The sequence below is a fragment of the Mesorhizobium sp. genome (genome assembly GCF_017306585.1).
In the GTDB taxonomy this organism is placed as follows: domain Bacteria; phylum Pseudomonadota; class Alphaproteobacteria; order Rhizobiales; family Rhizobiaceae; genus Mesorhizobium.
The window spans coordinates 34,144-56,858 of record NZ_JAFKIC010000117.1; the positions used below are offsets into that span (position 1 = coordinate 34,144).

The 22,715-nt window shown below is 64.2% G+C and carries 27 protein-coding genes; 14 read left to right on the forward strand and 13 right to left on the reverse strand.

Annotated elements, in window-relative coordinates; genetic code table 11:
• Positions 1-24 precede the first annotated feature (24 nt).
• Complete coding sequence (gene truA / locus J0I79_RS08615; RefSeq protein WP_292856466.1) at positions 25-774, forward strand: tRNA pseudouridine(38-40) synthase TruA; 750 nt, start codon at positions 25-27, stop codon at positions 772-774.
• Between the two features lie 31 nt (positions 775-805).
• Here truA and J0I79_RS08620 read toward each other — a convergent pair whose 3' ends face one another.
• Together J0I79_RS08620 and dapE are read right to left on the reverse strand one after the other, a co-directional pair.
• On the reverse strand, positions 806-1,438 hold the full coding sequence (locus J0I79_RS08620; RefSeq protein ID WP_292856468.1) for a transporter: 633 nt from the start codon (positions 1,436-1,438) through the stop codon (positions 806-808).
• 5 nt (positions 1,439-1,443) lie between these two features.
• Positions 1,444-2,637 (reverse strand): succinyl-diaminopimelate desuccinylase, encoded by a 1,194-nt coding sequence (gene dapE, locus J0I79_RS08625; protein ID WP_292856470.1) that lies wholly within the window; start codon positions 2,635-2,637, stop codon positions 1,444-1,446.
• Between the two features lie 127 nt (positions 2,638-2,764).
• On the opposite strand from dapE, the gene J0I79_RS08630 reads away from it, so the two are divergent.
• Positions 2,765-3,775 carry a 2-dehydropantoate 2-reductase gene (locus tag J0I79_RS08630; RefSeq protein ID WP_292856472.1) on the forward strand — a complete coding sequence of 337 codons (1,011 nt, stop codon included), beginning with the start codon at positions 2,765-2,767 and terminating at the stop codon, positions 3,773-3,775.
• Positions 3,776-3,798: 23 nt separating this feature from the next.
• On the opposite strand, the gene J0I79_RS08635 is transcribed toward J0I79_RS08630, so the two are convergent.
• The 4 genes from J0I79_RS08635 to dapD form a co-directional block, all read right to left on the reverse strand.
• The gene (locus tag J0I79_RS08635) at positions 3,799-4,500 is read right to left on the reverse strand and encodes a hypothetical protein (RefSeq protein WP_275918125.1); all 702 of its coding nucleotides are present in this window, start codon (positions 4,498-4,500) and stop codon (positions 3,799-3,801) included.
• A gap of 30 nt (positions 4,501-4,530) precedes the next feature.
• Positions 4,531-4,923 carry a DUF805 domain-containing protein gene (locus tag J0I79_RS08640; RefSeq protein WP_137931396.1) on the reverse strand — a complete coding sequence of 131 codons (393 nt, stop codon included), beginning with the start codon at positions 4,921-4,923 and terminating at the stop codon, positions 4,531-4,533.
• Positions 4,901-5,263: a DUF805 domain-containing protein gene (locus J0I79_RS08645; protein WP_292856477.1), complete on the reverse strand. Its 363-nt coding sequence runs from the start codon at positions 5,261-5,263 to the stop codon at positions 4,901-4,903. The genes J0I79_RS08640 and J0I79_RS08645 overlap by 23 nt, the downstream gene beginning before the upstream one ends.
• Before the next feature lie 72 nt (positions 5,264-5,335).
• Positions 5,336-6,190, reverse strand: a complete 855-nt coding sequence (gene dapD, locus J0I79_RS08650) for a 2,3,4,5-tetrahydropyridine-2,6-dicarboxylate N-succinyltransferase (RefSeq protein ID WP_292856479.1) — start codon at positions 6,188-6,190, stop codon at positions 5,336-5,338.
• Between the two features lie 145 nt (positions 6,191-6,335).
• On the opposite strand from dapD, the gene J0I79_RS08655 reads away from it, so the two are divergent.
• On the forward strand, positions 6,336-7,181 hold the full coding sequence (locus tag J0I79_RS08655) for an LOG family protein (protein WP_292856481.1): 846 nt from the start codon (positions 6,336-6,338) through the stop codon (positions 7,179-7,181).
• Positions 7,182-7,326: 145 nt separating this feature from the next.
• Here J0I79_RS08655 and J0I79_RS08660 read toward each other — a convergent pair whose 3' ends face one another.
• Complete coding sequence (locus J0I79_RS08660; protein ID WP_292856483.1) at positions 7,327-8,037, reverse strand: pyrimidine 5'-nucleotidase; 711 nt, start codon at positions 8,035-8,037, stop codon at positions 7,327-7,329.
• A 162-nt stretch (positions 8,038-8,199) separates the two neighbouring features.
• Between J0I79_RS08660 and J0I79_RS08665 the strand changes: the two genes are divergently transcribed.
• The 3 genes from J0I79_RS08665 to J0I79_RS08675 all read left to right on the forward strand — a co-directional run bounded on the left by J0I79_RS08665 (position 8,200) and on the right by J0I79_RS08675 (position 10,761).
• A complete protein-coding gene (locus J0I79_RS08665; protein ID WP_292856485.1) occupies positions 8,200-8,961 on the forward strand; it encodes a GGDEF domain-containing protein in 762 nt (253 codons plus the stop codon).
• 181 nt (positions 8,962-9,142) lie between these two features.
• Positions 9,143-9,325 (forward strand): hypothetical protein, encoded by a 183-nt coding sequence (locus J0I79_RS08670; RefSeq protein WP_292856487.1) that lies wholly within the window; start codon positions 9,143-9,145, stop codon positions 9,323-9,325.
• Positions 9,322-10,761, forward strand: coding sequence for a GMC family oxidoreductase (locus J0I79_RS08675; RefSeq protein ID WP_292856488.1), 1,440 nt, complete (start codon positions 9,322-9,324; stop codon positions 10,759-10,761). Before J0I79_RS08670 ends, J0I79_RS08675 begins: the two co-directional genes overlap by 4 nt.
• A gap of 17 nt (positions 10,762-10,778) precedes the next feature.
• Here J0I79_RS08675 and J0I79_RS08680 read toward each other — a convergent pair whose 3' ends face one another.
• Positions 10,779-11,990 carry an NAD(P)/FAD-dependent oxidoreductase gene (locus tag J0I79_RS08680; protein ID WP_292856490.1) on the reverse strand — a complete coding sequence of 404 codons (1,212 nt, stop codon included), beginning with the start codon at positions 11,988-11,990 and terminating at the stop codon, positions 10,779-10,781.
• A gap of 2 nt (positions 11,991-11,992) precedes the next feature.
• The gene (locus J0I79_RS08685; protein ID WP_275917958.1) at positions 11,993-12,160 is read right to left on the reverse strand and encodes a hypothetical protein; all 168 of its coding nucleotides are present in this window, start codon (positions 12,158-12,160) and stop codon (positions 11,993-11,995) included.
• 95 nt (positions 12,161-12,255) lie between these two features.
• Between J0I79_RS08685 and J0I79_RS08690 the strand changes: the two genes are divergently transcribed.
• Complete coding sequence (locus J0I79_RS08690; RefSeq protein ID WP_292856493.1) at positions 12,256-12,753, forward strand: MarR family transcriptional regulator; 498 nt, start codon at positions 12,256-12,258, stop codon at positions 12,751-12,753.
• Positions 12,754-12,804: 51 nt separating this feature from the next.
• Here the strand turns inward: J0I79_RS08690 and J0I79_RS08695 are convergent, their stop codons facing one another.
• A complete protein-coding gene (locus J0I79_RS08695; protein WP_292856495.1) occupies positions 12,805-13,437 on the reverse strand; it encodes a TetR/AcrR family transcriptional regulator in 633 nt (210 codons plus the stop codon).
• A gap of 102 nt (positions 13,438-13,539) precedes the next feature.
• On the opposite strand from J0I79_RS08695, the gene J0I79_RS08700 reads away from it, so the two are divergent.
• Positions 13,540-13,944, forward strand: coding sequence for a VOC family protein (locus tag J0I79_RS08700; RefSeq protein WP_292856497.1), 405 nt, complete (start codon positions 13,540-13,542; stop codon positions 13,942-13,944).
• Positions 13,945-14,024: 80 nt separating this feature from the next.
• Here J0I79_RS08700 and phhA read toward each other — a convergent pair whose 3' ends face one another.
• On the reverse strand, positions 14,025-14,861 hold the full coding sequence (phhA, locus tag J0I79_RS08705; protein WP_292856498.1) for a phenylalanine 4-monooxygenase: 837 nt from the start codon (positions 14,859-14,861) through the stop codon (positions 14,025-14,027).
• Positions 14,862-14,995: 134 nt separating this feature from the next.
• Here phhA and J0I79_RS08710 point away from each other — a divergent pair, with 134 nt between their 5' ends.
• Both J0I79_RS08710 and bchE read left to right on the forward strand, forming a co-directional pair.
• A complete protein-coding gene (locus J0I79_RS08710; protein ID WP_292856500.1) occupies positions 14,996-15,472 on the forward strand; it encodes an Lrp/AsnC family transcriptional regulator in 477 nt (158 codons plus the stop codon).
• A gap of 110 nt (positions 15,473-15,582) precedes the next feature.
• Positions 15,583-17,151 (forward strand): magnesium-protoporphyrin IX monomethyl ester anaerobic oxidative cyclase, encoded by a 1,569-nt coding sequence (gene bchE, locus J0I79_RS08715; RefSeq protein ID WP_292856502.1) that lies wholly within the window; start codon positions 15,583-15,585, stop codon positions 17,149-17,151.
• A gap of 7 nt (positions 17,152-17,158) precedes the next feature.
• On the opposite strand, the gene argB is transcribed toward bchE, so the two are convergent.
• Together argB and J0I79_RS08725 are read right to left on the reverse strand one after the other, a co-directional pair.
• The gene (gene argB / locus J0I79_RS08720; RefSeq protein ID WP_292856504.1) at positions 17,159-18,052 is read right to left on the reverse strand and encodes an acetylglutamate kinase; all 894 of its coding nucleotides are present in this window, start codon (positions 18,050-18,052) and stop codon (positions 17,159-17,161) included.
• A 158-nt stretch (positions 18,053-18,210) separates the two neighbouring features.
• The gene (locus J0I79_RS08725; RefSeq protein ID WP_292856506.1) at positions 18,211-19,710 is read right to left on the reverse strand and encodes an amidase; all 1,500 of its coding nucleotides are present in this window, start codon (positions 19,708-19,710) and stop codon (positions 18,211-18,213) included.
• 155 nt (positions 19,711-19,865) lie between these two features.
• Between J0I79_RS08725 and J0I79_RS08730 the strand changes: the two genes are divergently transcribed.
• The 4 genes from J0I79_RS08730 to msrB all read left to right on the forward strand — a co-directional run bounded on the left by J0I79_RS08730 (position 19,866) and on the right by msrB (position 22,628).
• Complete coding sequence (locus J0I79_RS08730) at positions 19,866-20,405, forward strand: sigma-70 family RNA polymerase sigma factor (protein ID WP_292856508.1); 540 nt, start codon at positions 19,866-19,868, stop codon at positions 20,403-20,405.
• A complete protein-coding gene (locus J0I79_RS08735; RefSeq protein WP_292856544.1) occupies positions 20,402-21,124 on the forward strand; it encodes an anti-sigma factor in 723 nt (240 codons plus the stop codon). The genes J0I79_RS08730 and J0I79_RS08735 overlap by 4 nt, the downstream gene beginning before the upstream one ends.
• Before the next feature lie 227 nt (positions 21,125-21,351).
• Complete coding sequence (locus J0I79_RS08740) at positions 21,352-21,909, forward strand: fasciclin domain-containing protein (protein WP_292856510.1); 558 nt, start codon at positions 21,352-21,354, stop codon at positions 21,907-21,909.
• A gap of 215 nt (positions 21,910-22,124) precedes the next feature.
• On the forward strand, positions 22,125-22,628 hold the full coding sequence (msrB, locus tag J0I79_RS08745; protein ID WP_292856512.1) for a peptide-methionine (R)-S-oxide reductase MsrB: 504 nt from the start codon (positions 22,125-22,127) through the stop codon (positions 22,626-22,628).
• Positions 22,629-22,715 lie beyond the last annotated feature (87 nt).

Genomic DNA, 22,715 nt, shown 5'->3' on the forward strand with positions numbered 1-22,715 from the left:
GGCGCGGGCGCATAGCTGGCCGGCATGCCGCGTTTTCGTCTCGACATCGAATATGACGGAAGCCTGTTCGCCGGCTGGCAGCACCAGGCCGATCAGCCGTCGGTGCAGCAGGCGATCGAACAGGCGATCGAGAAATTCTGCGGCGAAGCGGTTCGGCTGCGCGCCGCCGGGCGCACCGATGCCGGCGTGCACGCCACCGCCCAGGTGGCGCATGCCGACCTCGCCAGGGCTTGGGCCGGCGACAAGGTGCGCGACGCCATCAACGCGCATCTGCAGGCGGCCGGCGCGCATGTCGCCATTCTCAGGGCCGGGCTCGTCGCCGATGATTTCGACGCGCGCTTCTCGGCCACCGGCCGGCATTATCTCTACCGCATCCTCAACCGCCGTGCGCCCGCCGCTCTGGACAAGGGCAAAGTGTGGTGGGTGCCGAAGCGCCTCGATGCCGCCGCCATGCATGAGGCCGCGAAAGTGCTGCTCGGACGGCACGACTTCACCACGTTCCGCTCGACGCAGTGCCAGGCCAACAGCCCGGTCCGGACGCTGGAGCGCCTCGACGTGGAGAGAGTGGGCGACATGATCGAGGTGAGAGCCTCGGCGCGCTCCTTCCTGCACAATCAGGTGCGCTCCATGGTGGGTTCGCTCAAGCGTGTCGGCGACGGCGGCTGGACGGCCGCCGACCTCAAGGCCGCGCTGGACGCCCGCGACCGCGCCGCCTGCGGCCAGGTGGCGCCGCCCGACGGGCTTTTCCTGACCGGCGTCGATTATCCCGGATAGAACCCTTTTCTATCGGGGATAGAACCCCGTTCTATCCGGGATAGAACCCGGAAAGGCTCTGGGCTCCGACATCGTCCGGCACGCTGATGCCGAGCAGCATCTGCAACCCGAACAGCACCAGCAGCGAGGCGATGAACATGCCGACGAAAACGGCGGTCCCCACCGCCGCGCCCTTGCCTATGGTCGCATTGGTCATGCGCCAGGTCAGCACCATCGACAGCGAAAACAACAGCAGCGACACCAGGCTCGAAACCTGGCTCGCCGAAGACACGAAGAGCCTGATCAGCGCCGAGGGCAGCATCAGCCAGGCGGTGATGGCCGAGGCCCAGTTGCTGGCCACGACATAGTGAACGAAGCGGCCGCCTATGCCGGCGCGCGGCGCGACCAGAGCGAGCGCCACCAGCGGCAGCACCCAGGAGCCGATATCGACCGCGGCCAGGCGCAACAGCATGCTGAAGCGGCCGACGAAGGCATCGGGGTCGCCGATCTCGTTGGCGATGCCTACCCAGCCGACGATCAGCGCCGGCGCGGCGACGATGATGGCGAAAAAGGAATTCCAGAACCCGTCGGCCGACAGGTCGAGCAGGCGCAGGCCGTCGACCTTGCCGAGCATCAGCCGCCAGGCGCCAGTCAGCGAAGCTTGGGTATCGTCCGCCGAAAGCATGCCGCTCAGCCCTGCCCGAACCAGTCTTCGATGAAGCGCTGGTAGATCCGCGTCAGCGTTTCGAGATCGGCAAGGGCGACGCGTTCATCGACCATGTGCATGGTCTTGCCGACCAGGCCGAACTCGACCACGGGGCAGTAATCCTTGATGAAGCGTGCATCAGACGTGCCGCCGGAGGTGGACAGCGCCGGCTTCCTGCCGACCGCGGCCTTGATCGAGCCGGCAAGCGTGTCGACCAGCTTGTCGTCGCGGGTCAGGAAGACATGGCTTGGCCGGTCGCGCCAGACCAGATCGTAATCGACCGGCGTCTTCTTGCCCGGCCGGTATTTCTTGCGCCTGGCCGCCTGGTCGAGGCGGTTGTGGATTTCGGCCTGCACGGTCTCCGCCGTCCAGGTGTCGTTGAAGCGGATGTTGAAGGTGGCGGTCGCCTTGGCCGGAATGACATTGGTGGCCGGATTGCCGACATCGATGGAGGTGACCTCCAGATTGGTCGGCTGGAAGTCCTTCGTGCCCTTGTCGAAGACGGGATGCAGCAAGGCATCGACAAGGCTCATCAGGCCGCGCACCGGATTGTCGGCAAGTTGCGGATAGGCGGCATGGCCCTGGCGGCCATTGACCGTGACCGAACCGGAAAGCGAACCGCGCCGGCCGATCTTGATCATGTCGCCCAGCGTATCCGGGTTGGTCGGCTCGCCGACGATCGCGGCGTCCCATTTCTCGCCCCTGGACGCGGCCCATTCGAGCAGCTTGACCGTGCCGTTGATGGCCGGGCCTTCCTCGTCGCCGGTGATCAGCAGCGAGACCGAGCCCTTGGGACCGCCCTTCGTCTCGACATGGCGCGCCAGCGCCGCGATGAAGCAGGCGATGCCGCCCTTCATGTCGACGGCGCCACGGCCATACATCTCGCCATTGCCGATCTCGGCACCGAAAGGCGGATGCGTCCAGGCGGCTTCATCACCCACCGGCACGACGTCGGTATGGCCGGCGAACATCAGATGCGGACCGTTGCCGGAACGCCTCGCATAGAGGTTCTCGATATCTGATGTGCCGTCCTCGGAAAAAACCGGCCGGTCGACCAGGAAGCCGAGCGGCTTCAGCATCGTTTCCAGCGCGCCCAGCGCGCCGCCTTCGGCGGGAGTCACCGAGGCGCAACGGATGAGGGCGGCGAGGTTTTCGGCGGGATCGGTCGGCAGCGTCATGGCAAAAGCGATAGTCGAAAGCTGGGGGTCTGTCACGGGCAGACATGAGGGCCAGCCCAATGGCGGACGATGGCGCCGACATTATGGTTTTCATGTCGTATAGTCGGCGCCGGCGCGGAGCGACAGAATGACAAATGGGCAAAACAGGATCGTCATTGCCGGCGCCGGCAGCATCGGCTGTTATGTCGGCGGCTGCCTGGCGCTTGCCGGGCGGCAGGTCGCTCTTCTCGCACGGCCGCGCATCGGGGCGGCGGTGCGGCAAAGCGGGTTGCGCGTCAGCGACCTCGAGGGTCGCGACCGCCTCGTCAAGGCGGATGCTTTCGAAATCACCGCCGACCCAGCTGTCGCCCTGCCGGGCGCCGATGTGATCCTGGTGACGGTCAAGAGCGGCGCGACGGGGGAGATGGCCGCGCTCATCAAGGCGCATGCCAGCCCCGACGCTATCGTGATCAGCCTGCAGAACGGCGTCGACAATGCCGACAGGCTGCGCGCCGCGCTTGGCCAGCGGAAGGTGCTGGCCGGCATGGTGCCCTTCAACGTCGTGCAGTCCGACCTGCCGCTGCGCGTCCACCGCGCCAGCGAGGGCAAGGTGATGATCGAGGACGGCGGCGCCGATGTCGCAGGTTTTCTCAATGTCGAGGGGCTGGCCGTCGAAAGGCATGGCGACATGAAAGCCGTGCTGTGGGGCAAGCTGCTGATGAACCTGAACAACGCGCTGGTCGCGCTGTCGGGCCTGCCGCTAGCGACCGAACTCGCCGACCGCCGCTGGCGGCTGATCCTGGCCCGCCAGATCGATGAGGCACTGTCAGCGATGAAGGCGTCCGGCATCGAGCCGACGCGCATCGCCGGCCTGCGGCCTGCGTTGCTGCCGAAAGTGCTCAGGCTGCCCGACTGGCTGTTCAGGCTGCTGGCGCGGCGCATGCTGGCAATCGATCCGGAGGCCCGTTCGTCCATGTGGGACGATCTGCAGCGTGGCAGGCCGACCGAGATCGACGATCTGCAGGGCGCCGTTCTGCGTCTGGCGGAAAGCGCGGGCACGCCCGCGCCGACGGTCAGGCGGATCAGCGCTCTGGTGCGCGAGGCGGAAGCGGATCGAAATGGTTCGCCGGGCCTGGCGCCCGAGCTGGCCGGCGCGTGAAGCTGTTTTGGACGCGTCGCGCTTTAAGTCCGGCCGTCGATCAGGGTGATTTTCTGCCAGATCTTGCGCGACAGGTTGGAGCTCAGATTCTCGATGTCGTTGACGCCGTCGATGACGACGTCGTCATTGACCGACTGGGCGAAGAGAGCGGCGATCTTGCCGGTGATCGACAGCATTTCGGAGCAATAGTCGAGATAGCGCGCGAGATCGGCGGCGTTGGTGAGGCGGGCCGGCGAATGCGCCGTCGGCTTGAAATTGGCCGACAGCGTCGCCGGATCCTTGGTCAGCTGGTGCATGTCGATGACGTGGATCAGCGAGCGCAGGCCATGCAGCTGGCGAAACACCTTCTTGCGCTTGATCCGCTCCTCGGTGCGGATCAGGGCCAAGAAGCCGAGCACGGCCAGGATGACGGTGTTGATCGAAGCCTCGATGCCCTGCACCGACTGCACGGCGTCGTCAGTGCCCGAAATGCGGTCGAGCGGCAGGATGGTGCCGACGAACAGGAAGATCAGCACACCGGCGATGAAGGCGGCGACGATGACGCCGCGCAGCCACCAGATCGGTTCTTCGAGCGCCTTGGCCGCCTTGGCGAGGTCGCGCGACAGGGACACCAGTTCGGCCGCGACGCCGCGCAGGCCAGCCTCGGGGAACCGGTCGGCCACCCGGCCCTCCAGCCGCTCGGCGGTCTCGACGATCAGTTTCGGATCAAGCGTGCGGTAGCGCATGGCAAGATATCCGGCCCCTCGTGAAAGGCTTCAGGGTTGAGCCGGCTCGTTGGTGCGCCGGCCGTAACGGTTGGGCCCAGGCTGCCCTGGAAACAGGCACAAGACAAGGAAGGCGACGATCGAGACCACCGGCACGAACAGGATAAGCGCCGCAATACCCGGTTTGTCGAGGTCGTGCAGCCGCTTCACCGCCAGCGCGATGTTCGACCACAGCGAGGCGATGAAGGCGATGAAGAAGATGAACGACCACATGTTGCTCTCGGCCGAACCTTCCGGAACCAGCGTGAAGCGGTAGAGCGGAAAAGCCTGGATGATGGCGACGAGCAGCCCGCCAAGAAAATAGGCCGCGCGGCTGACGCGGCCCGATGTCTTGAAGAAAAGCCATGTGAGATTTGAACTGTCAGGCAAGCGGGTCCGGTCCATATTGATTGGCGCCACTGGTGCCCTGGAGAATGCCGAGTTCGACCAGCAGCCAGATGCCGCCAATGACGGGGACGAGGCCGATGAGCGTCCACCAGCCCGACTTGTTGCGGTCGTGCCAGCGTTTGGCATAGAGGGCAAGCGCGAAATAGATCGACGCCAGCGCAACGAAAATACCGATGATGCCGACCTGGGCGCCGCTGGCCGTGGTGAAACGCGTGCCGAGGATCGAATCGAGAATGAAGGCGACGATGCCGATCACGATGAATATGCCGATGCCGGCCCAGAACTTGGCTCTGTTGATGCGACCGTCGAAGCTTGTGAGCAGATACTTCCAGTCCATGTCACCCCTCCATGTTGAACCAGCGCGACGGATTGCCGCGCCGGCGGAAGGTGCTCCTGCTTTCGGAAAAGATCAATCGCGCAGCAATTCGTTGATCGAGGTCTTGGAACGGGTCTTGGCGTCGACGCGCTTGACGATGACGGCGCAATAGAGGCTGGGGCCAGGCTCGTTGTTTGGAAACGGCTTGCCCGGCATCGAGCCGGCCACCACCACCGAATTGGGCGGCACCTCGCCGTAGAAGACCTCGCCGGTGGCGCGGTCGACGATCTTGGTCGACTGGCCGATGAAGACGCCCATGCCGAGCACCGAGCCTTCACGCACGATGCAGCCTTCGACCACTTCGGAACGCGCGCCGATGAAGCAGTTGTCCTCGATGATGGTGGGGCCGGCCTGCATCGGCTCCAGCACGCCGCCGATGCCGACGCCGCCCGAGAGGTGGACGTTCTTGCCGATCTGGGCGCAGGAACCGACCGAAGCCCAGGTGTCGACCATGGTGCCGGAATCGACATAGGCGCCGACATTGACGAAGGACGGCATCAGCACGGCGCCGGGCGCGACATAGGCAGAACGGCGCACGATCGACGACGGCACGGCGCGGAAGCCGGCCTTCTCGAAATCGACGGCGCTCCAGCCGTCGAACTTGGACGCCACCTTGTCCCACCACACGGCCTGGCCCGGGCCACCCTTGATGATCTCCATCGGGTTCAGCCGGAAGGAAAGCAGAACCGCCTTCTTGAGCCACTGGTTGACATGCCATTTGCCGTCGGCCTGACGCTCGGCGACGCGGGCGGTGCCGCGATCGAGAAGGTCGAGCGCCGACTGGATGGCGTCACGCGTCTCGCCGCGGGTCGCGGTCGAAATCGTGTCGCGTTCCTCGAAGGCCTTGTCGATGGTCTTTTCGAGGCTCGCCAGATCGGGCTTCGACATGAATTTGCTCCATTACCAAGCTGTTAAGGGGCTCCGCCTTAACCTGTTTAAAAGTCGCGCGGACCCTATGTTAAGGTGGAATGGGGGTCAATCGCGCCTGCGTCACGGGACGGCGCAAGTAAGGGAATTTGGACGGGTGGATTCGATGACTCCTATGGAAAAGGCGGGATGGACGCCGCTGCCGCATTCGGATGAGGATCTGGAGCGGTCGAAAAGCGTGCCGGACACGCCGCAGACGCGCGCCGAGACCTACCGCCTGGCCTGGAACGACCCCGACTTCATGACACGGCGCGAACTGCGCGCGGTACGGCTGCAGCTCGAACTCCTGAAACCGGAAATGATCCTTGCCGAACGCGGCATACGCTCGACGGTGATCCTGTTCGGTGGCGCGCGCCTGCCTGAACCCGGCGGCGAGGCCTGGGCGGCCAAGAACGAAACACAGAAGAAGAACCTCGAGGAAAACAGCAAATATTACGAGGAGGCGCGCAAATTCGCCCGTCTGTGCTCGCAGCAGTCGGCGAATTCCTATTACCGCGAATATGTCGTGGTGACCGGCGGCGGGCCAGGCGTGATGGAGGCGGGCAACCGCGGCGCCGACGACGTCGGCGCGCCGTCGATCGGGCTCAACATCGTGTTGCCGCACGAACAGGCGCCCAACGCCTATGTGACGCCGGAACTGTGCTTCAACTTCCACTATTTCGCCATCCGCAAGATGCACTTCGTCATGCGCGCCAAGGCGGTGGCGGTGTTCCCCGGCGGCTTCGGCACAATGGACGAGTTCTTCGAGACGCTGACGCTGATCCAGACCGGGCGCATGGAGCGCGTGCCGGTAATCCTGTTCGGCAAGTCCTTCTGGAAGCGCGCCATCGACCTCGACTTCCTCGCCGAGCAGGGCACGATCAGCCCCGGCGACCAGGACATCATCGACTTCGTCGACACCGCCGACGAAGCCTGGGGCATTATAAGCCGGTTCTACAAATTAGGGGAGTAAGGGAATAGGGCAGTAAGGCAGTAGGGGAATTCACCTGGAAACAGGGCCTGGGAACGCCTTCTTCCCCTACTGCCCTACTGCCCTACTGCCCTACTGCCCTACTGCCCTACTGCCCTACTGCCCTACTGCCCTACTGCCCTACTGCCTATTCCCTACTGCCCGCCACGATCGCCGTAAGAAACGTTGCCAGATCGTCAGTGACGTAATCAACGTCATCCTCCTGCGCGGGATCGCGTTCCCATATTTCGGAGAAGGTCGGTTCGAAATTTCGGGGCACGACAAGAACCGTCGTCATGCCCAGCGATTTCGGAACGGAGAGGTTGCGGGCGAGATCCTCGAACATCACCGCATTGTGGCCGGTGACGGCGTGCAGTTCGGCGAACTTCTCATAGGTCTGGCGCGCGGGCTTGGGGTTGAGGTCCGCGGCGACGATGTCGAAAATGTCGTCGAAATGATCAAGGATGCCGAGTTGGCGCGCGGTGCGCTCGGCATGCCTGCGGTCGCCATTGGTGAAGATGAACTTGCGGCCGGGGAGCTGGCGGATGGCGGTGCCGAGAACCGGGTCGGGCACCAGCCAGGAATAGTCGATGTCGTGCACCTTCTCGAGAAAGTCGTCCGGGTCGATGCCATGGCGCGTCATCAGCCCGTTCAGCGTCGTGCCATATTCGAGATAAAGCTCCTTCTGCAGCTTGCGCGCGTCCTCGCGCGGCAGCGCCAGCAATTCGCCGATATAGGCGGTCATCTTGACATCGATCTGCGAGAACAGATTCGAATGATGCGGATAGAGCGTGTTGTCGAGGTCGAACACCCAGTCGGTGACATGGGCGAAGCGGGCGGGATCCGGGAGCGTGGTCATGCGCTCCTTATGGCACGAAACCGGGATTCTGGAAGGCACTTTATCCACAACTTCCACGCGCCGCGGGTGGCAGAAACCGGCCTGCGATTCAAATTTTACGCATCCCGGAAAGGTGACCTTCAGGGCTTGCTGGCACACAGACAGTCACGTGGGGAGCCAGCGATGAACGTCATTATTCTGAAATCCGCCGCCATCGCTTTCGCCTCAGTCGCCACGTCTCTCCTGCTCACGCTGATCATCGTTCCGGCCATGGGGTTCCCCATCAGCCGCACGATCTGGCTGACCTCGACGCTCTGCCCGCTGGTGCTGGCCTGGGCGGCCTGCGCCAGCACCTTCTGGCAGAGCGACAGGTTGAAGAACGCGCATCGCGAGCTCGCCCGTGCGCATGCCCAGCTCGCCGCCGCGCACCGCCGCCTTGCGGAAAAGGCGAGCCGGGACGACATGACCGGCATGCTCAACCGGGAGAGCTTTTTCGCCGCGCTCGACGGCTCCCGGCGCAAATCCGACCGCGGCGCCCTGCTGATCATCGACGCCGACCACTTCAAGACGATCAATGACAATTTCGGCCACCTCACCGGCGACGACGCGCTGCTGTTGATCGCCAGCGCCATCGAGCGCGGCATACGCCATGGCGACGTGCTCGGCCGCATCGGCGGCGAAGAGTTCGGCGCCTTCCTGGTCGGCGCCACGGAGCAGGAAGCCAAGCGCGTGGCCGAGCGCATCCGCCGCGAGGTCGAACTGATCCGTTTCCGGCCTGTCGACGAGCGGACCATTCCGCTCACCGTCAGCATCGGCGGCACCGTTTGTGGCGAGGAGGCCAATGTCTCCGAGTTGATGCGTGCCGCCGACCGGCGCCTCTACCAAGCCAAGCATGCGGGCCGCAACCTGTCGATCCTGGATACCGATATCTCGGCCGCCGCCTGAAACCACGGCGCCGCGGCCGCCGTTAAGAGAATTAAAACCGTGTTCGCATCCGGTCGCGCCAACAGCGGGTTTGAAACGGCTTTCTGGCCCGGTCTGGCACGAAACCGGCATCTCGATCGGCACATGTCCCGTTCAGAGAAAGCGGGCATGCATTGTCGAGGCCCCCATCGAGAGACCAGTCATGAGTTTCTTCCATAGAATGTCACGCCGCACGCTCGTGCGGGCGATGATCGCGCTGCCTGCCCTGTCCCTGGCCCGCAAACTGCCCGATGCCAACGCGACCGACACCGGCCTGCCCCAGGCGGACCCGAACGAGATCGTCGAGGTCAATGGCTGGATCCTGAAGCGGAGCGACCTGGCATGATCCTCGACAGCTACGAGGCGTATCGCGCCACCGGTTTCAGGCCGAAGGTCTGTATCCTCGGTTCCGGCCCGGCCGGCACCACCATTGCCCGCAAGCTGGGCGCGGCCGGCATACCGGTCGTGGTCCTGGAGGCAGGCTCTCGCGAGTTCAGCGACGAGTCGCAGGACTTCTATCGCGGCACCACGGTCGGCGATTTCTACTTCGACCTCGATATCACCCGGCTGCGCTACATGGGCGGCAGCTCCAACCACTGGGCCGGCTGGTGCCGCGTGCTCGACAAACAGGATTTCGAGCCAAAGTCCTGGGCTCCCGACACCGGCTGGCCGATCCGGCGCGCCGACATCGAGCCATACCTGCCCGAAGTGCACGACATCCTCGAACTTCCCGATTTCCGGCCCGACATGCCGATCTCGGACGACATACGCTGGGTGCAGCTGATCAAGAGCCCGGCGGTGCGCTTCGGCGAAAAATACGCCGACGAGCTCGACAGGAGCAAAAACATCGCCGTCGTGCTCAACACCTATGCCACCGAGCTTGCCGGCGACGGTAAGAGGGTGACGAGCGCCAGGCTGTGGTCGAACGGCCAGGACGCCGGCACCTTCAGCGCCGACTATTTCATCGTCTGCACCGGCGGTCTGGAGAATTCGCGGCTGCTTTTGTGGTCGAACCAGCGCTCCAATGGCGGCGTGGTGCCGAACGCGGCAGCCCTTGGCCGCTACTGGATGGAGCATCCGACCTTCGAGGGCGGCAATGCCATCCTCGCCAACTACAGCGAATTCGAAGTCGATGCCGTGAACGAGGCCTTCTTCTCGCCGACGATGGCGGCCATGGAGCGCCTGCAGATCATGAATTTCGGCATCCGGCTGATCGAGACGCCCTATGCCGGCGTCAAGAGGCTGATCGCCGACCTCGCCTGCACGGCGCCCGACGCGGCCGAATGGGCCGCCTACCAGCTCAGCCAGAATCTGCGCTGCGCTGCCCAGCTCTATGTCGCCTGGGAGCAGGCGCCGCTGGCCTCCAACCAGATCGAATTGTCGAAGACCGATGTCGACCATGCCGGCGTGCCGCGCATCGAACTGCACTGGAAGAAGTCGGAACTGGAGCGCCGCACGCTGGTCGAAGGGCTGAAGCTGTTCGGTACGACGCTGATCGAGAGGGATCTCGGCCGCGTCCGCCTCATGGACTGGATCGCCAATGGCGAGGCCTATCCCACCAACGAGGAAACCGCCGGGCATCACCACATGGGCGGCACACGCATGGGCACCGACGTGACCAGGAGCGTGGTGGACGCCAACTGCAAGGTGCACGGCATGGACAATCTCTATGTCGGCGGCTCCTCGGTGTTCTGTACCTCGGGCCAGGCCAATCCGACGACGACGATCACCGCGCTGGCCTGCCGGCTCGGCGACCATCTGAGCAAGGTGGTCGCCGTCTAGCTGGGCGTGACCACCGGTCAGATCGACGGCTTTTCGAGCGGCGCCAGGTCGGCCCGGTAGCGCGTCACCGCGCGGGTGGTTCGTGAACCCAGGCGGATGAAGAACGGCAGGATCAGATCGCGCAGGAACAGGGCGACGCGTCCCTTTGTCTGCTTTTGCGAGCCGATGCGCCTGGAGACCTTGACGATGTGCTCGACACGGTCCTGGCGCAGGGTCTGAAACGCGGCGAAAGCCTGTGCCGGCAGCGGCGTCGCGTCCAGGCACGCGGCCAGCACCACGGCGTCCTCGATGGCCATGGACGCGCCCTGCCCGGCATGCGGCGAGACGGCGTGCGCGGCATCGCCCAGCAGGACCACCCGGCCGCTGTGCCATTGTGGCAGATGCCGCATGTCGAAGACGGGATAGCCGCGCGGAATGTGGGTGAAGGTTTCGACGATCCGGCGAACCGCCGGTGGGTCGCCCGCGTGCAGGCGGCGAACGGTCGCGGCAAGCTGGGCGGGATCGGGCTTCGCCATAGCCGCGGCCTCGTCGAGCGGAAAGGAATCGAACCAGAACACCGGCCCGTCATCCGATTTGATGTAGCCGAAGAAGGCCTGGTCGCCGAAGACCATATGCATCAGGCCGTCGGTCGGCTCGACGAATGGCAGGTCGACGACACCGCCGACGCCGGTCAGGCCGGTGTAGACGGGATCGGGCGAGGCCGGAAAACAGAGCCGGCGCACGCGCGACCAGACGCCGTCACAGCCCGCCAGCCAGGCCGCATCGGCGGTCGAGCCGTTGGCGAAGGCCAGGTGCACACTGTCCGGGCGGTCCTGGATTCCGGCGAGCGCATGGCCAAAGCGAATGTCGGCGCCGAGCGCCAGCGCTTCATCCAGCAGTGCGCCGAGCAGGTCGGAGCGCTTGAGCGTGACGCTCTCTGCGCCCGCCTCTTGCATCGATTGCCGTTCATCGAGCTGGACGAGACGGCGGCCCGCGGCATTCATGATTTCGAAGCCAAGCGTGCGGATGCCGAGCGCGCTTATGCGCCCGGCCAGCCCGAGCGCCCGCAAGGCGTTGACGCCGTTGGGCGCCAAGGTGAGGAAGGCGCCCTCGTTCAGCGCCTCGCGCGGCCTTGCCTCGAACAGGCTGACGCCAACGCCCTGCCGTCGAAGCATGACGGCAAGGGCCAGCCCGGCAACGCCGGCGCCAATGATGGCAACCGGCAATGCCTGCGTGGTGGCGACGGCCATGGTCAGAAACCGTAGATGGCGATGCGCACCAGAACGGCCGCTGCGGCCAGCGAAACCAGCAGGATGCCGAGGCCGATGGGCGAGCCCCAGCCATACCACTCCATCGCCAGCTTGGCGTATTTGAACTCTTCCTCGTGCGAAAGCGGGACACGCTGTTGAATGAGGCTCATTTTTCACGTCCTTGTCTGCGGCGCGCTCTTGCCTTGTCGGCGTTCGGGCCGCATATTGTTGAGATAGTCTAAATGTTAGACGGATTGATAGTTAGATGATCGAAGTAAATTCGTCAAGCGATTATCGCGACGAAATGACGACCGCCATCGGCCTTGCCGTCATGCAGTGGCAGGACGCGACGCAGGCCTATGACGAGGCGGTGGGAGCAAGGCTTGGGTTGAACATGGCCGAGCGTCATTGCATCGGACTGCTCTACAGCGGGCCACAATCGGCAGGTGCGATCGCTGCAGTGACCGGTCTCACGCCGGCCGCCGTAACGGCGCTGATCGACCGGCTGGAGGCGCGAGGGCTGCTGACGCGTACCCGCAGCCTGGAGGACAGGCGCAAGGTGGTGATCGAGGCGACAGAGACCACCCGCGACTTGTCGGCGCGCTATTACGGCGCCATCGCCCGGGAAGGGGAGCAGGTGCTCGCCACCTTCGGCGAGCCTGAGCTTGCGACCATTGCGCGCTTCATAAACGCCGCGCTCGACCTCCAGCGCGCGCAGTTGGAGCGGCTGAAAGCCGAGGGATCGGAAATATCAGGGCGATAGGCTGGCGCCATGTGCTCGCGGTGTTACCGCGCAAGCCGGCAGGGAGCGAGACTATGTCTGCCGGACCCCATAGGCGACGAGAAACGCCTCCACCGAGGCATCCGCGTGCCGTTCAAGTTCGGCCCTGGAGCGCCGGTTGCTTCCCGTGAACATAGCTTCATTCATGGGAATCCACAGAAGCATTCCAAAAAGATGGCTGGCTGCCAGATGGGGGTCACTGGTTTGCATCAGGCCTCGATCGGTGAGCTTTTGAAAGCAGGACGCCATCGAGGCCAGCATGCGCTCAAAGCCTTTTTCGTACCAGCTGCGGCCAAGCTGCGGCATTCGATCCGCGTTGGCGATAATCAGGCGCCGCAGCTTCAACAGCTCTTCATCCATGAGAACAGCTATCAAACGCCGGGCAAGCTGCTGCAGGCCTCCCTCCATGAACTTCGCCTCGGAGAGCAGCGTCGTCACGGACTCGATGATATCGTTGACCTGGGTTGCGGTTGACAGAACGACTTCGCCGAACAGCGTCTCCTTGTCCTTGAAATGCTTGTAGACCGTCTGCTTGGAAGCTCCCGCCCTGGTGGCGATTTCCTCCATGCTGGTTCCGTCATAGCCCTTGCCGATAAACGCCGCCGTGGCCGCCTGGATGATCTCACGATCCTTGCGTGCCGATCTGGTCTCACCGTCGATTTCCATGGGCGCCCCTAACCAGTACTAGACGGTACCGTTCCCGTATGATAGTCACCTTCAAAGTACTAGACTGACTAGTACTCGTCAACGAAAGCAGGGCTTAAACCGATGAGCAAAATGATTTTTATCAATCTGCCGGTGCGCGATCTGCAGGCAGCGACCAATTTCTATCTGGCGATCGGGGGCACACTGAACCCCCAGTTCTCGAACGACCAGGCGAGTTCCGTCATGTTCTCGGACGCCATCGGCGTCATGTTGCTGACGCACCAGCATTACAGCCAGTTCACGGCGCGGCAGATCGGCGACCCCAAGCGCGAAAGCCAGATGCTGATCGCCCTCACCACGAACAGCAAGGACGAGGTCAATGCCACAATCGAGAAGGGCGTGGCGGCTGGCGGCCGCGCCGATCCCAATCCGGCGCAGGATCTCGGCTTCATGTTCAACCGCCATATCGAAGATCCGGACGGAAACGTCTGGGAGCTCCTGTGGATGAACCCCGCCGCCATGCAATAGCCTGTCGGGCTGAAAGCGCCCAAGGCGCGTCGCATTGGAGTGGATTCATGCGCCGCGCCTTAAACACTGGTGCCGGATTACTAGACCGAAGCCGGATCGAGAGCCGGCTGGCCTTTGCGGCGGGCGACGATGGCCGCGAAATCCGCATTCTGGAAGGCATCGCGCAGAGCGTCGAAGGACGGCAGCACGAAATAAGCGCGCTGGAACTTGTCGATCTCGTAGCCGGTGCGCATCACCGTCTCGAGGTCGAAGGGCACGTGATGCGCGTCCCTGCTCTCGACCGCGAACTGCAACTCGGTGAAGGACGACATCAGCCCGGCGCCGAAGGCCTTCAAAGGCTGGCCGGCCTCCTGCATGAGACCGTATTCGGCGGTGTACCAGTAGAGCCGGGTGATCATCTCGTCACCGCCGAGCGCGATGATGTCGCCGGCCTTCTGGCCATACATCTGCATGAAGTCGGCGAAAACCGGCTGCGACAGCACCGGCACATGGCCGAAGAAATCGTGGAACATGTCCGGCTCGACGATGTAGTCGAGCTCCTGCCTCGTGCGTAGCCAGTTGGTGACCGGAAAGCGGCGGTTGGCGAGATGATCGAAGAAGGGCGCGGCGGGAATGAGACCCGGCACGGCGACGATCTCCCAGCCGGTGAGATTGCGGAGCCTGGCGCTGACTTCATCGAAATCGGGGATGCGGTCGAGCAGGGCGAGTTTCTCGACACCGTCGAGGTAAGAGTGGTGAGCTAGCTTGCGCGTCAGTTTGGTCTGGCGGTCGCACAGCGTGCGCCACACAGCCTGCTCCTCGGCGCTGTAGTCGTAGCCCTGCGCCACGGTGAAATCGGCACGGCAGACGGAATAGTCGCCGCGCAGTCCCTGCGCCGCGCAATCGCGGGCATATTCGGAAACGCTCATCGTCGTCATGGCTCTTCTCCCTGGCAAATCATCGATGTGTGCCGGAGGCTAGCCTGACTTCAGGAGGCATATCGGTCTTGATGATAGCTCTTTCGTGAAATTCTAGATAACATTCACTCAATATTCGACTTGAAGGAGTGAAAATGCCTCAGTTCGACGATTTCGAGATCAAGATGCTTGATGTGCTGCAACGCGACGGTCGCAAGCCTGTCTCCGAGCTGGCGCAAGAGATCGGCCTGTCGACGACGCCCTGCGCGCGACGCTTCGAGGCGCTGCAGGATGCGGGCATCGTCAAGGGGTTCGCCGCCGTGATCAGCCGCCGCGCGGTCGGGCTGATGGTCGAGGTGTTCATCCAGGTGCGCCTGGTCAGCCACAGCGACGGCTCGCCGGAAAAGTTCATCGCCGCGGTGCAGCGCATGGACGAGGTGTCGGCATGCTGGACGATGACCGGCGACCACGACTTCCTGCTGCATGTCATGGTGCCGTCGGTCGACGAGCTCAACGCCTTCGTCATGCACCGGCTGATGCGGCTCGACGGCGTGCGCGACGTCCACACCCAGCTCGTGCTGCAGAACATCAAGGGGCCAGGCCACGTGCCGCTGGCGCATCTCAAGCGCTGACCGCACATCCTATTCCTGCGGAAAAGCTGCGCGCAAACTGCTGAAACCAGCCAATCGGGCGGCACTATCGAGGGCCAGCATGCGCGGACCAACCCTTGAGGAGGTCCGTCATGAAAATCGTGCTGATCAACCCGCCGCATACCGCCATCGGCAGCCGCGTGCCGGACGATCACCTGCCGCCGCTCGGCCTGCTGGCGGTCGGCGGCCCGCTGATCGATGCCGGGCACACAGTGCGGCTGGTCGATGCCGAGTTCGGGCCGATGCCGCTCGATGCGGTGGTCGCGCAGGCGCTGGCGGATTTGCCGGACTTCGTGCTGATCGGCCATTCCGGCTCGACCTCGGCGCATCCGACCGCCCTGCGGATCGCCGGGATGATCAAGCAGCGCGAACCGGCAACGACGATCATCTATGGCGGCGTTTTCCCGACCTACCACTGGCGCGATATCCTGACTGAGACGGATGTCTTCGACTTCATCGTGCGCGGCGAAGGCGAGGCGACCGTGGTGGCGCTGGTCGAGGCACTGGAGATGCATCAGCCACCGGCGAGCGTGGCCGGCATCGCCTTTCGCGATGATCTGCGCCGGCCCTTTGCGACTCAGGCGGCGATGACCATCGCCGATCTCGATGCCTATCGCGTCGGCTGGGAGCTGATTGACGTCAGCAGATACAGCTACTGGGGCGGCAAGCGCGCCGTGGTCATGCAGTTTTCGCGCGGCTGTCCGCATCTTTGCAACTATTGCGGCCAGCGCGGCTTCTGGACCCGCTGGCGGCATCGCGACCCCATAAAATTCGCCCGGGAGATCGCCTGGCTGCACCGCGCGCACGGCGTCGAGCTGATCAACCTTGCCGACGAGAACCCGACGGTTTCGAAGAAGGCCTGGCGCGCCTTTCTCGACGCGCTGATCGCCGAGGCCGTGCCAGTGCTGATCGTCGGCTCGACACGGGCCGACGACATCGTGCGCGACGCAGACATTCTCCACCTCTACCGCAAGGCGGGCGTTATCCGCTGGCTGCTCGGCATGGAGAATACCGACGAGCAGACGCTTGCCTTGATCCGCAAGGGCGGCAGCACCTCATCCGACCGCGAGGCGATAAGACTGCTGCGCCAGCACGGTATCCTGTCGATGGCGACCTGGGTGGCCGGTTTCGAGGACGAGGGGTTTCGCGATCTCTGGCGCGGCTTTCGCCAGCTCCTCGCCTATGACCCCGACCAGATCCAGGCGCTCTATGTGACGCCGCACCGCTGGACGCCGTTCTTCAGAATCGCCAGGGATCGCAAAGTGATCCAGAAAGATGCCAGGTTGTGGGACTACAAGCACCAGGTGCTGCACATGACCCGGCTGAAACCGTGGATGCTGTTCTTCGCGGTCAAGCTCATCGAACTCGCCGTCCAGTCGCGGCCAAAGGCGCTGGCGCGCATCCTGTTCCATCCCGACCCCGAGCAACGCCACTCGATGCGCTGGTACACGAAGATGGGACGAAGGGTCTGGTTCCGGGAGGTCTGGGGATTCCTCGCCCGCGACATAAGGGTGACGGACGGGCCGACGCTCGCCGAGTTCTGGGGCGCGCCACAGGACGGAGAGGAGGAAGCGATGGTTTTCCAGCGGCCAGCGCGAAAGCCGCCGGCGCCTGCCGTCCTGAGCCAGGAAGTACCCGACCGTAAGAGATTAGCCGGCTGACCTCTTCTCAGGGAACGATCAGCGTGCCCGCGCCGTGTTCGGTGAAGAGTTCGAGCAGCACCGAATGCGGCGTCTTGCCGTTGAGGATGACGACGCCCTCGACGCCACGCTCGATCGCCTCGATGCAGGTCTCGACCTTGGGGATCATGCCGCCCGATACGGTGCCGTCCTTGATCAGCGCCTTGGCCTCGGCCACGGTCAGTTCGTCGATCAGCTTCTTGTTCTTGTCGAGCACGCCCGGCACGTCGGTGAGGAACAAAAGGCGCGAAGCCTTGCAGGCACCGGCGATTGCACCCGCGAACGTGTCGGCGTTGATGTTGTAGGTGTGGCCGTCGCGGCCGGGCGCCACGGGCGCCAGCACAGGGATCATTTCGGAACGCGCCAGCAGGTCGAGCAGCGTGCGATCGACCTCGACGGGCTCGCCGACGAAGCCGAGATCGAGCACGCGCTCGATGTTGGAGTCCGGATCGATCATGGTCTTGCGCGCCTTTTCGGCGAACACCATGTTGCCGTCCTTGCCGCAGAGGCCGATCGCCCATTCGCCCTCGGCGTTGATCAGCGCGACGATCTCCTTGTTGATCGAGCCGGCCAGCACCATCTCGACGATCTCGACCGTCTTCTGGTCGGTGACGCGCAAGCCGCCCTCGAATTTGGATTCGATGCCCATCTTGGAGAGCATGGCGCCGATCTGCGGCCCGCCGCCATGGACGACGATCGGGTTGACGCCGGACTGCTTCAGAAGCGCGATGTCGCGGGCGAACGCCTTGCCGAGCTCGATATCGCCCATGGCATGGCCGCCATATTTCACCACCACCGTCTTGTGCTCGTAGCGCTGCATGTAAGGCAGCGCGCGCGACAAGAGGGCGGCCTGCATTTCGGCGGTGGCGGCGACGTCCGTCATCGGCGTGGTTCCCGGCTTCTGGTTTCATGCATTCGGTTGCCTCAAAACCGCTGGACAGTTCGAGGCGGCATGCACTGGTAAGAACGGCGGCGTCTTAGCGGGATTTGGCAGCGCCCGCAAATGGCATTGCTGTCATATTCGAGCGATTCACGGTGTCGTCATCGTGACGGCACCATCAGCGGCGCCCTGCGGCCGAGCCAGCCCGAGATCTTCTCCATCTGTGCGGCAAGCGACAGAAGCGTTTCCTCGTCGCCCGGGCGGCCGGCGGCCTGGATGCCGAGCGGCAGGCCGCCATCGGTGACGTGGACGGGGAGCGCGATCGATGGCTGGCCGCTGACATTATGGATCGCCGGCCAATGGGTGAACCACAGGCTCTTGTCCATCAGCTGGCCGAACAGCGGCTTGATCTTCAGCAGCGGCGTGAGATGAAGCTTGTCGAGAAGGTTCTCGATCAGCTCGTCGGCGCCCTTGGGATCCATCGCGCCGCAGGCAAGCGGCGGGTGGGCGATTACCGGCAACAGCACGGCATCATATTGCGCGGTTTCCGCGATCAGCCGCCGCGAGGCGGCATGCAGCCGCTGCAGGCCGGCATAGGTTTCGCCGGCCGAGACCATTTCCCCCAACCGGCCAAGCACCCGCGTGGCGCGCTCGATGTCGCCGGTGACGGAGCGGCCGACCCGCAACGCCTCCGCGCGCATCGTGCCGGCGACGGCGGAGGCGACCGTCCTGCAGAAGTCGGCGAAGAAGTCGCGTCCGATGAAAGGCAGGTCGATCTCCTCCACGGCATGACCGCCCTCGCGCGCAAGCGCCACCGCCTTGTCGAGCGCGGCGAGCGTCTCGGCCGAGATCGGCAGGCCGAGCGGCGACTTTCGGTAGACGGCCAGCCGCAGCTTGCCCGGATCGCGCGCCGCGGCGGCGGCGAAGGAGACTTTCGGCGCCGGCGCGGCGTAAGGCGCCAGCGGATCGGAACCATGGGTGAGGTCGAGCAGCAGCGCGCAGTCGCGCACCGAGCGAGTGACGGCGTGGTCGACCACCATGCCGTACCAACTCTCGCTCACCAATGGCGACAGCGGAACGCGGCCGCGCGAGGTCTTCAGGCCGACCAGCCCGCTGCAGGCCGACGGCACGCGGATAGAGCCGCCGCCATCCGAGGCATGCGCCACCGGCACCACGCCGGCAGCGACAAGAGCGGCGGCGCCGCCGGACGAACCGCCTGACGTGTGGCCGGTGTTCCAGGGATTGCGGGTGATGCCGAAGGCCTTCGATTCCGTCATCAGCCGCAGCCCGTGCTCGGGCGATGTCGAGGTGACGATCGGGATCAGCCCGGCAGCCAGGTAGCGCTCGGCCAGCACGGAACTGACGTCGGGCACCGAGGCCGGGATACGGCTGCCGCCATGCACCGGCACGCCCTTGATGGCGATGCCGAGATCCTTCACGGCGAAGGGAACGCCGGCCAGCGGCAGCGAGCGGTCCATCGTTTTTGCGCGCGCCCGTGCCGCTTCATAGAGCGGCTCGGCGGTGGCGTTGATTTCGGGCCTCGTGGCCTCGGCACGCGCGATCGCCGCTTCGGTCAGTTCGATCGCCGACAGTTCACCCCTGCGCACCAGATCGGCGAGGCCGGTTGCGTCTTGCTCCCACAGGATCCGTTCGACCGACATCAGCGCCCTCCGTCCGCTTCTGCAAAGCTAGCCAGTGGCTACTCGCTTGGCAAATGGCGAAAGATAAAGATAGAGGCCCCCGCGCTCCCAAGCTTAGGCGTGCACAAGGCAATTTCCGCCGTTGCAAATACATTGCAATACCCTAATTTGCCTGCATGACGCCGCAGGACATCACCAAGCTGATCGTCCGGACTTCGATGAAGGACCGGGCCGCGTTCGATCTGCTCTACCGGCAGACCAGCGCGAAACTTTTCGGCGTGTGCCTTCGTGTATTGAACGACCGGGGAGATGCGGAAGAAGCCTTGCAGGAGGTCTTCGTCAAGATATGGACGAAGGCGGATCGTTTTGCTGTCTCCGATCTCAGTCCGATCTCCTGGCTGGTGGCGATCGCGCGCAACCATTCGATCGATCGCGTCAGGGCGCGGCGCAAGCCGGCCGCCGATATCGATGCCGCGCTCGACGTGGCCGATCCGGCGCCGGGACCTGAAGCGATGGTGGCGGCGGGCGATGAGTCCGAACGTATCCATCATTGCCTTGATGAGTTGGAAAAGGACCGGGCGGCGGCCGTCCGGGGCGCTTATCTCAAGGGCGAGAGTTATGCCGAACTGGCGGAACGCCATAGCGTGCCGTTGAATACGATGCGTACCTGGCTGCGCCGCAGCCTGATGAAACTCAGAGAATGTCTGGAAAGATGACGCTGGCAGAAGACACCGGACCGGAACGTGGAGGCGACGACCTGCTCGCCGCCGAATACGTTCTGGGCGTGCTGCCGACGGAAGAACGGCAGATCGCCTCCAGGCGCATCGACACCGAGACCGGTTTCGCGCGGATTGTCGATGGCTGGGAGGTTCACCTCTCTCCACTGGCGGCCGGCTATCCGGAAGTCGAGCCGCCGGCCTCGGTGAAGCCGGCGATCGATCGGCGGCTGTTTTCGTCCGCCGCGGCCGCGCCGACCGAACAACGCGCCGGCCTGTGGTCCAGCCTCGCCTTCTGGCGCGGCCTCGCGGCGGCAGCGGTCGCGGCCCTGGCGATCTACATTGCCGTGCCCTATCTCAACCCGCCCGCAGTGCAGCCGCAGACGCGCCTTGTCGCGTCGCTGGCCGCCGATGGCAGCGACGTCAAATATCTCGCCGTCTACGACGCGGCGCACCACGAGGTTGGCCTGTCGCATGTTTCCGGCGAGCGCGCCGCCGGCAAGGATTTCGAGCTATGGATGATCGAGGGCAAGAACGCGCCGGTCTCGATGGGCGTCATCCCGGTCGGCTCGACCGCGCACGTGGTCGTCACGCCGGCGGTGCAGCAGAAGCTCGCTCTGGGCGCGGTGCTGGCGGTCAGCCTCGAGCCCGCCGGCGGCTCGCCGACCGGCCAGCCGACCGGACCTGTCGTCGCTGCTGGCGACCTCAAGGGTATCTGAGCGATCTATCCTTAATTGCTTGACCTTATAAAGCCATGGCAAGTCTATGTCGTGCCGTGCGTGTCGAGATGACGTGTAAGCCGGCTAGCTTTCCATGCTTTGCAAATCTCTTCAGCGGTACAAAATAACTTAAACATCCAGAAATATTCTGAAACTCACGCATTCGTGTTCCGTATCTCCTCGCGTCCCGAAGATGGGAAGAGAAAAACCCGAGGAGTCTGAACATCATGCGCAAGTTCGCCACCCTTTTGCTCGCCGGTACGATCGCTGTCTCCGCGCTTGCCACCGCTGCCTATGCCGAAAACCCGATGGTCGGCGGCGCGGCCATGTATGCCAACAAGAACATTGTCGAGAACGCCGTCAATTCGAAGGACCACACGACGCTGGTCGCCGCCGTCAAGGCGGCCGGGCTGGTCGACACCCTGCAGGGCGCTGGCCCGTTCACCGTCTTCGCGCCGACCAACGAAGCCTTTGCCGCCCTGCCGGCCGGCACAGTCGACACGCTGCTCAAGCCCGAGAACAAGGACAAGCTGGTCAAGATCCTGACCTGCCATGTCATCGCCGCCAAGGCGATGGCCGCCGATGTCGCCTCGATGGCCAAGGCCGACGGCGGCACGCACAAGGTCAAGACGGTCGGCGGCTGCGAATTGTCGCTCAAGGCCGATGGCGGCAAGGTCACCGTCACCGACGAAAACGGCAATGTCGCCAATGTGACGATCGCCGATGTCGAGCAGTCCAACGGCGTCATCCACGTCATCGACAAGGTTCTGCTCCCGAAGATGTGATAAGGCTTAAGGCGTAACAAAGGGCTCGCCGCATCCGAACCTGCGGCAAGAGCTCCGTCGGTTGCATGGTCCCGCTCCCGTGATTTGCAATCGAGACGCATGCTCCGCGCCGCCCATGGAGGATGGCGCGGAGCATCGTTCTGGGGCCACCGTCACCGGCTTTTGATTTTCGGGTGGCGGTCCGGTTTGGCAAAAGACGACAGGAGGAACCCGTCATGAACCGTCGCGACTTACTTCTAAGCGGTGCCGCCGTAATCGGAGTGGCCGGGGCCGCGGCAACGATGCTGCGCATGGGCGGCCCGCAGCCGGCACAGGCAGCCGAAAAATTCGAGGTCACCAAGACCGACGACGAGTGGAAGGCCATCCTGTCGCCCGCCGCCTTCGACGTGCTGCGCAAGGAAGGCACCGAATATCCGGGCACCAGCCCGCTGCTCAACGAGCATCGCAAGGGCATATTCGCCTGCGCCGGATGCGACCTGCCGGTCTATCCCTCGGAGACGAAGTTCGATTCCGGCACCGGCTGGCCAAGCTTCTGGCAGGAGATCGCCAACGGCATCGGCAAGACCGAGGACCGGTCGCTGGGCATGACACGCACCGAAGTGCATTGCCGCCGCTGCGGCGGCCACCTCGGCCATGTCTTCGACGACGGTCCGGCGCCGACCGGCCTGCGCCATTGCATCAATGGCGTGGCGCTCACCTTCAAGCCGGCCACGGCCTGACGCTTCAACTCCGGAAGAAACTCCGGGTCCAAAAGAAAAACTCCGGGTCTTGCGGCCCGGAGTTTCTTTGCGCGGTCAGTCTTTCGG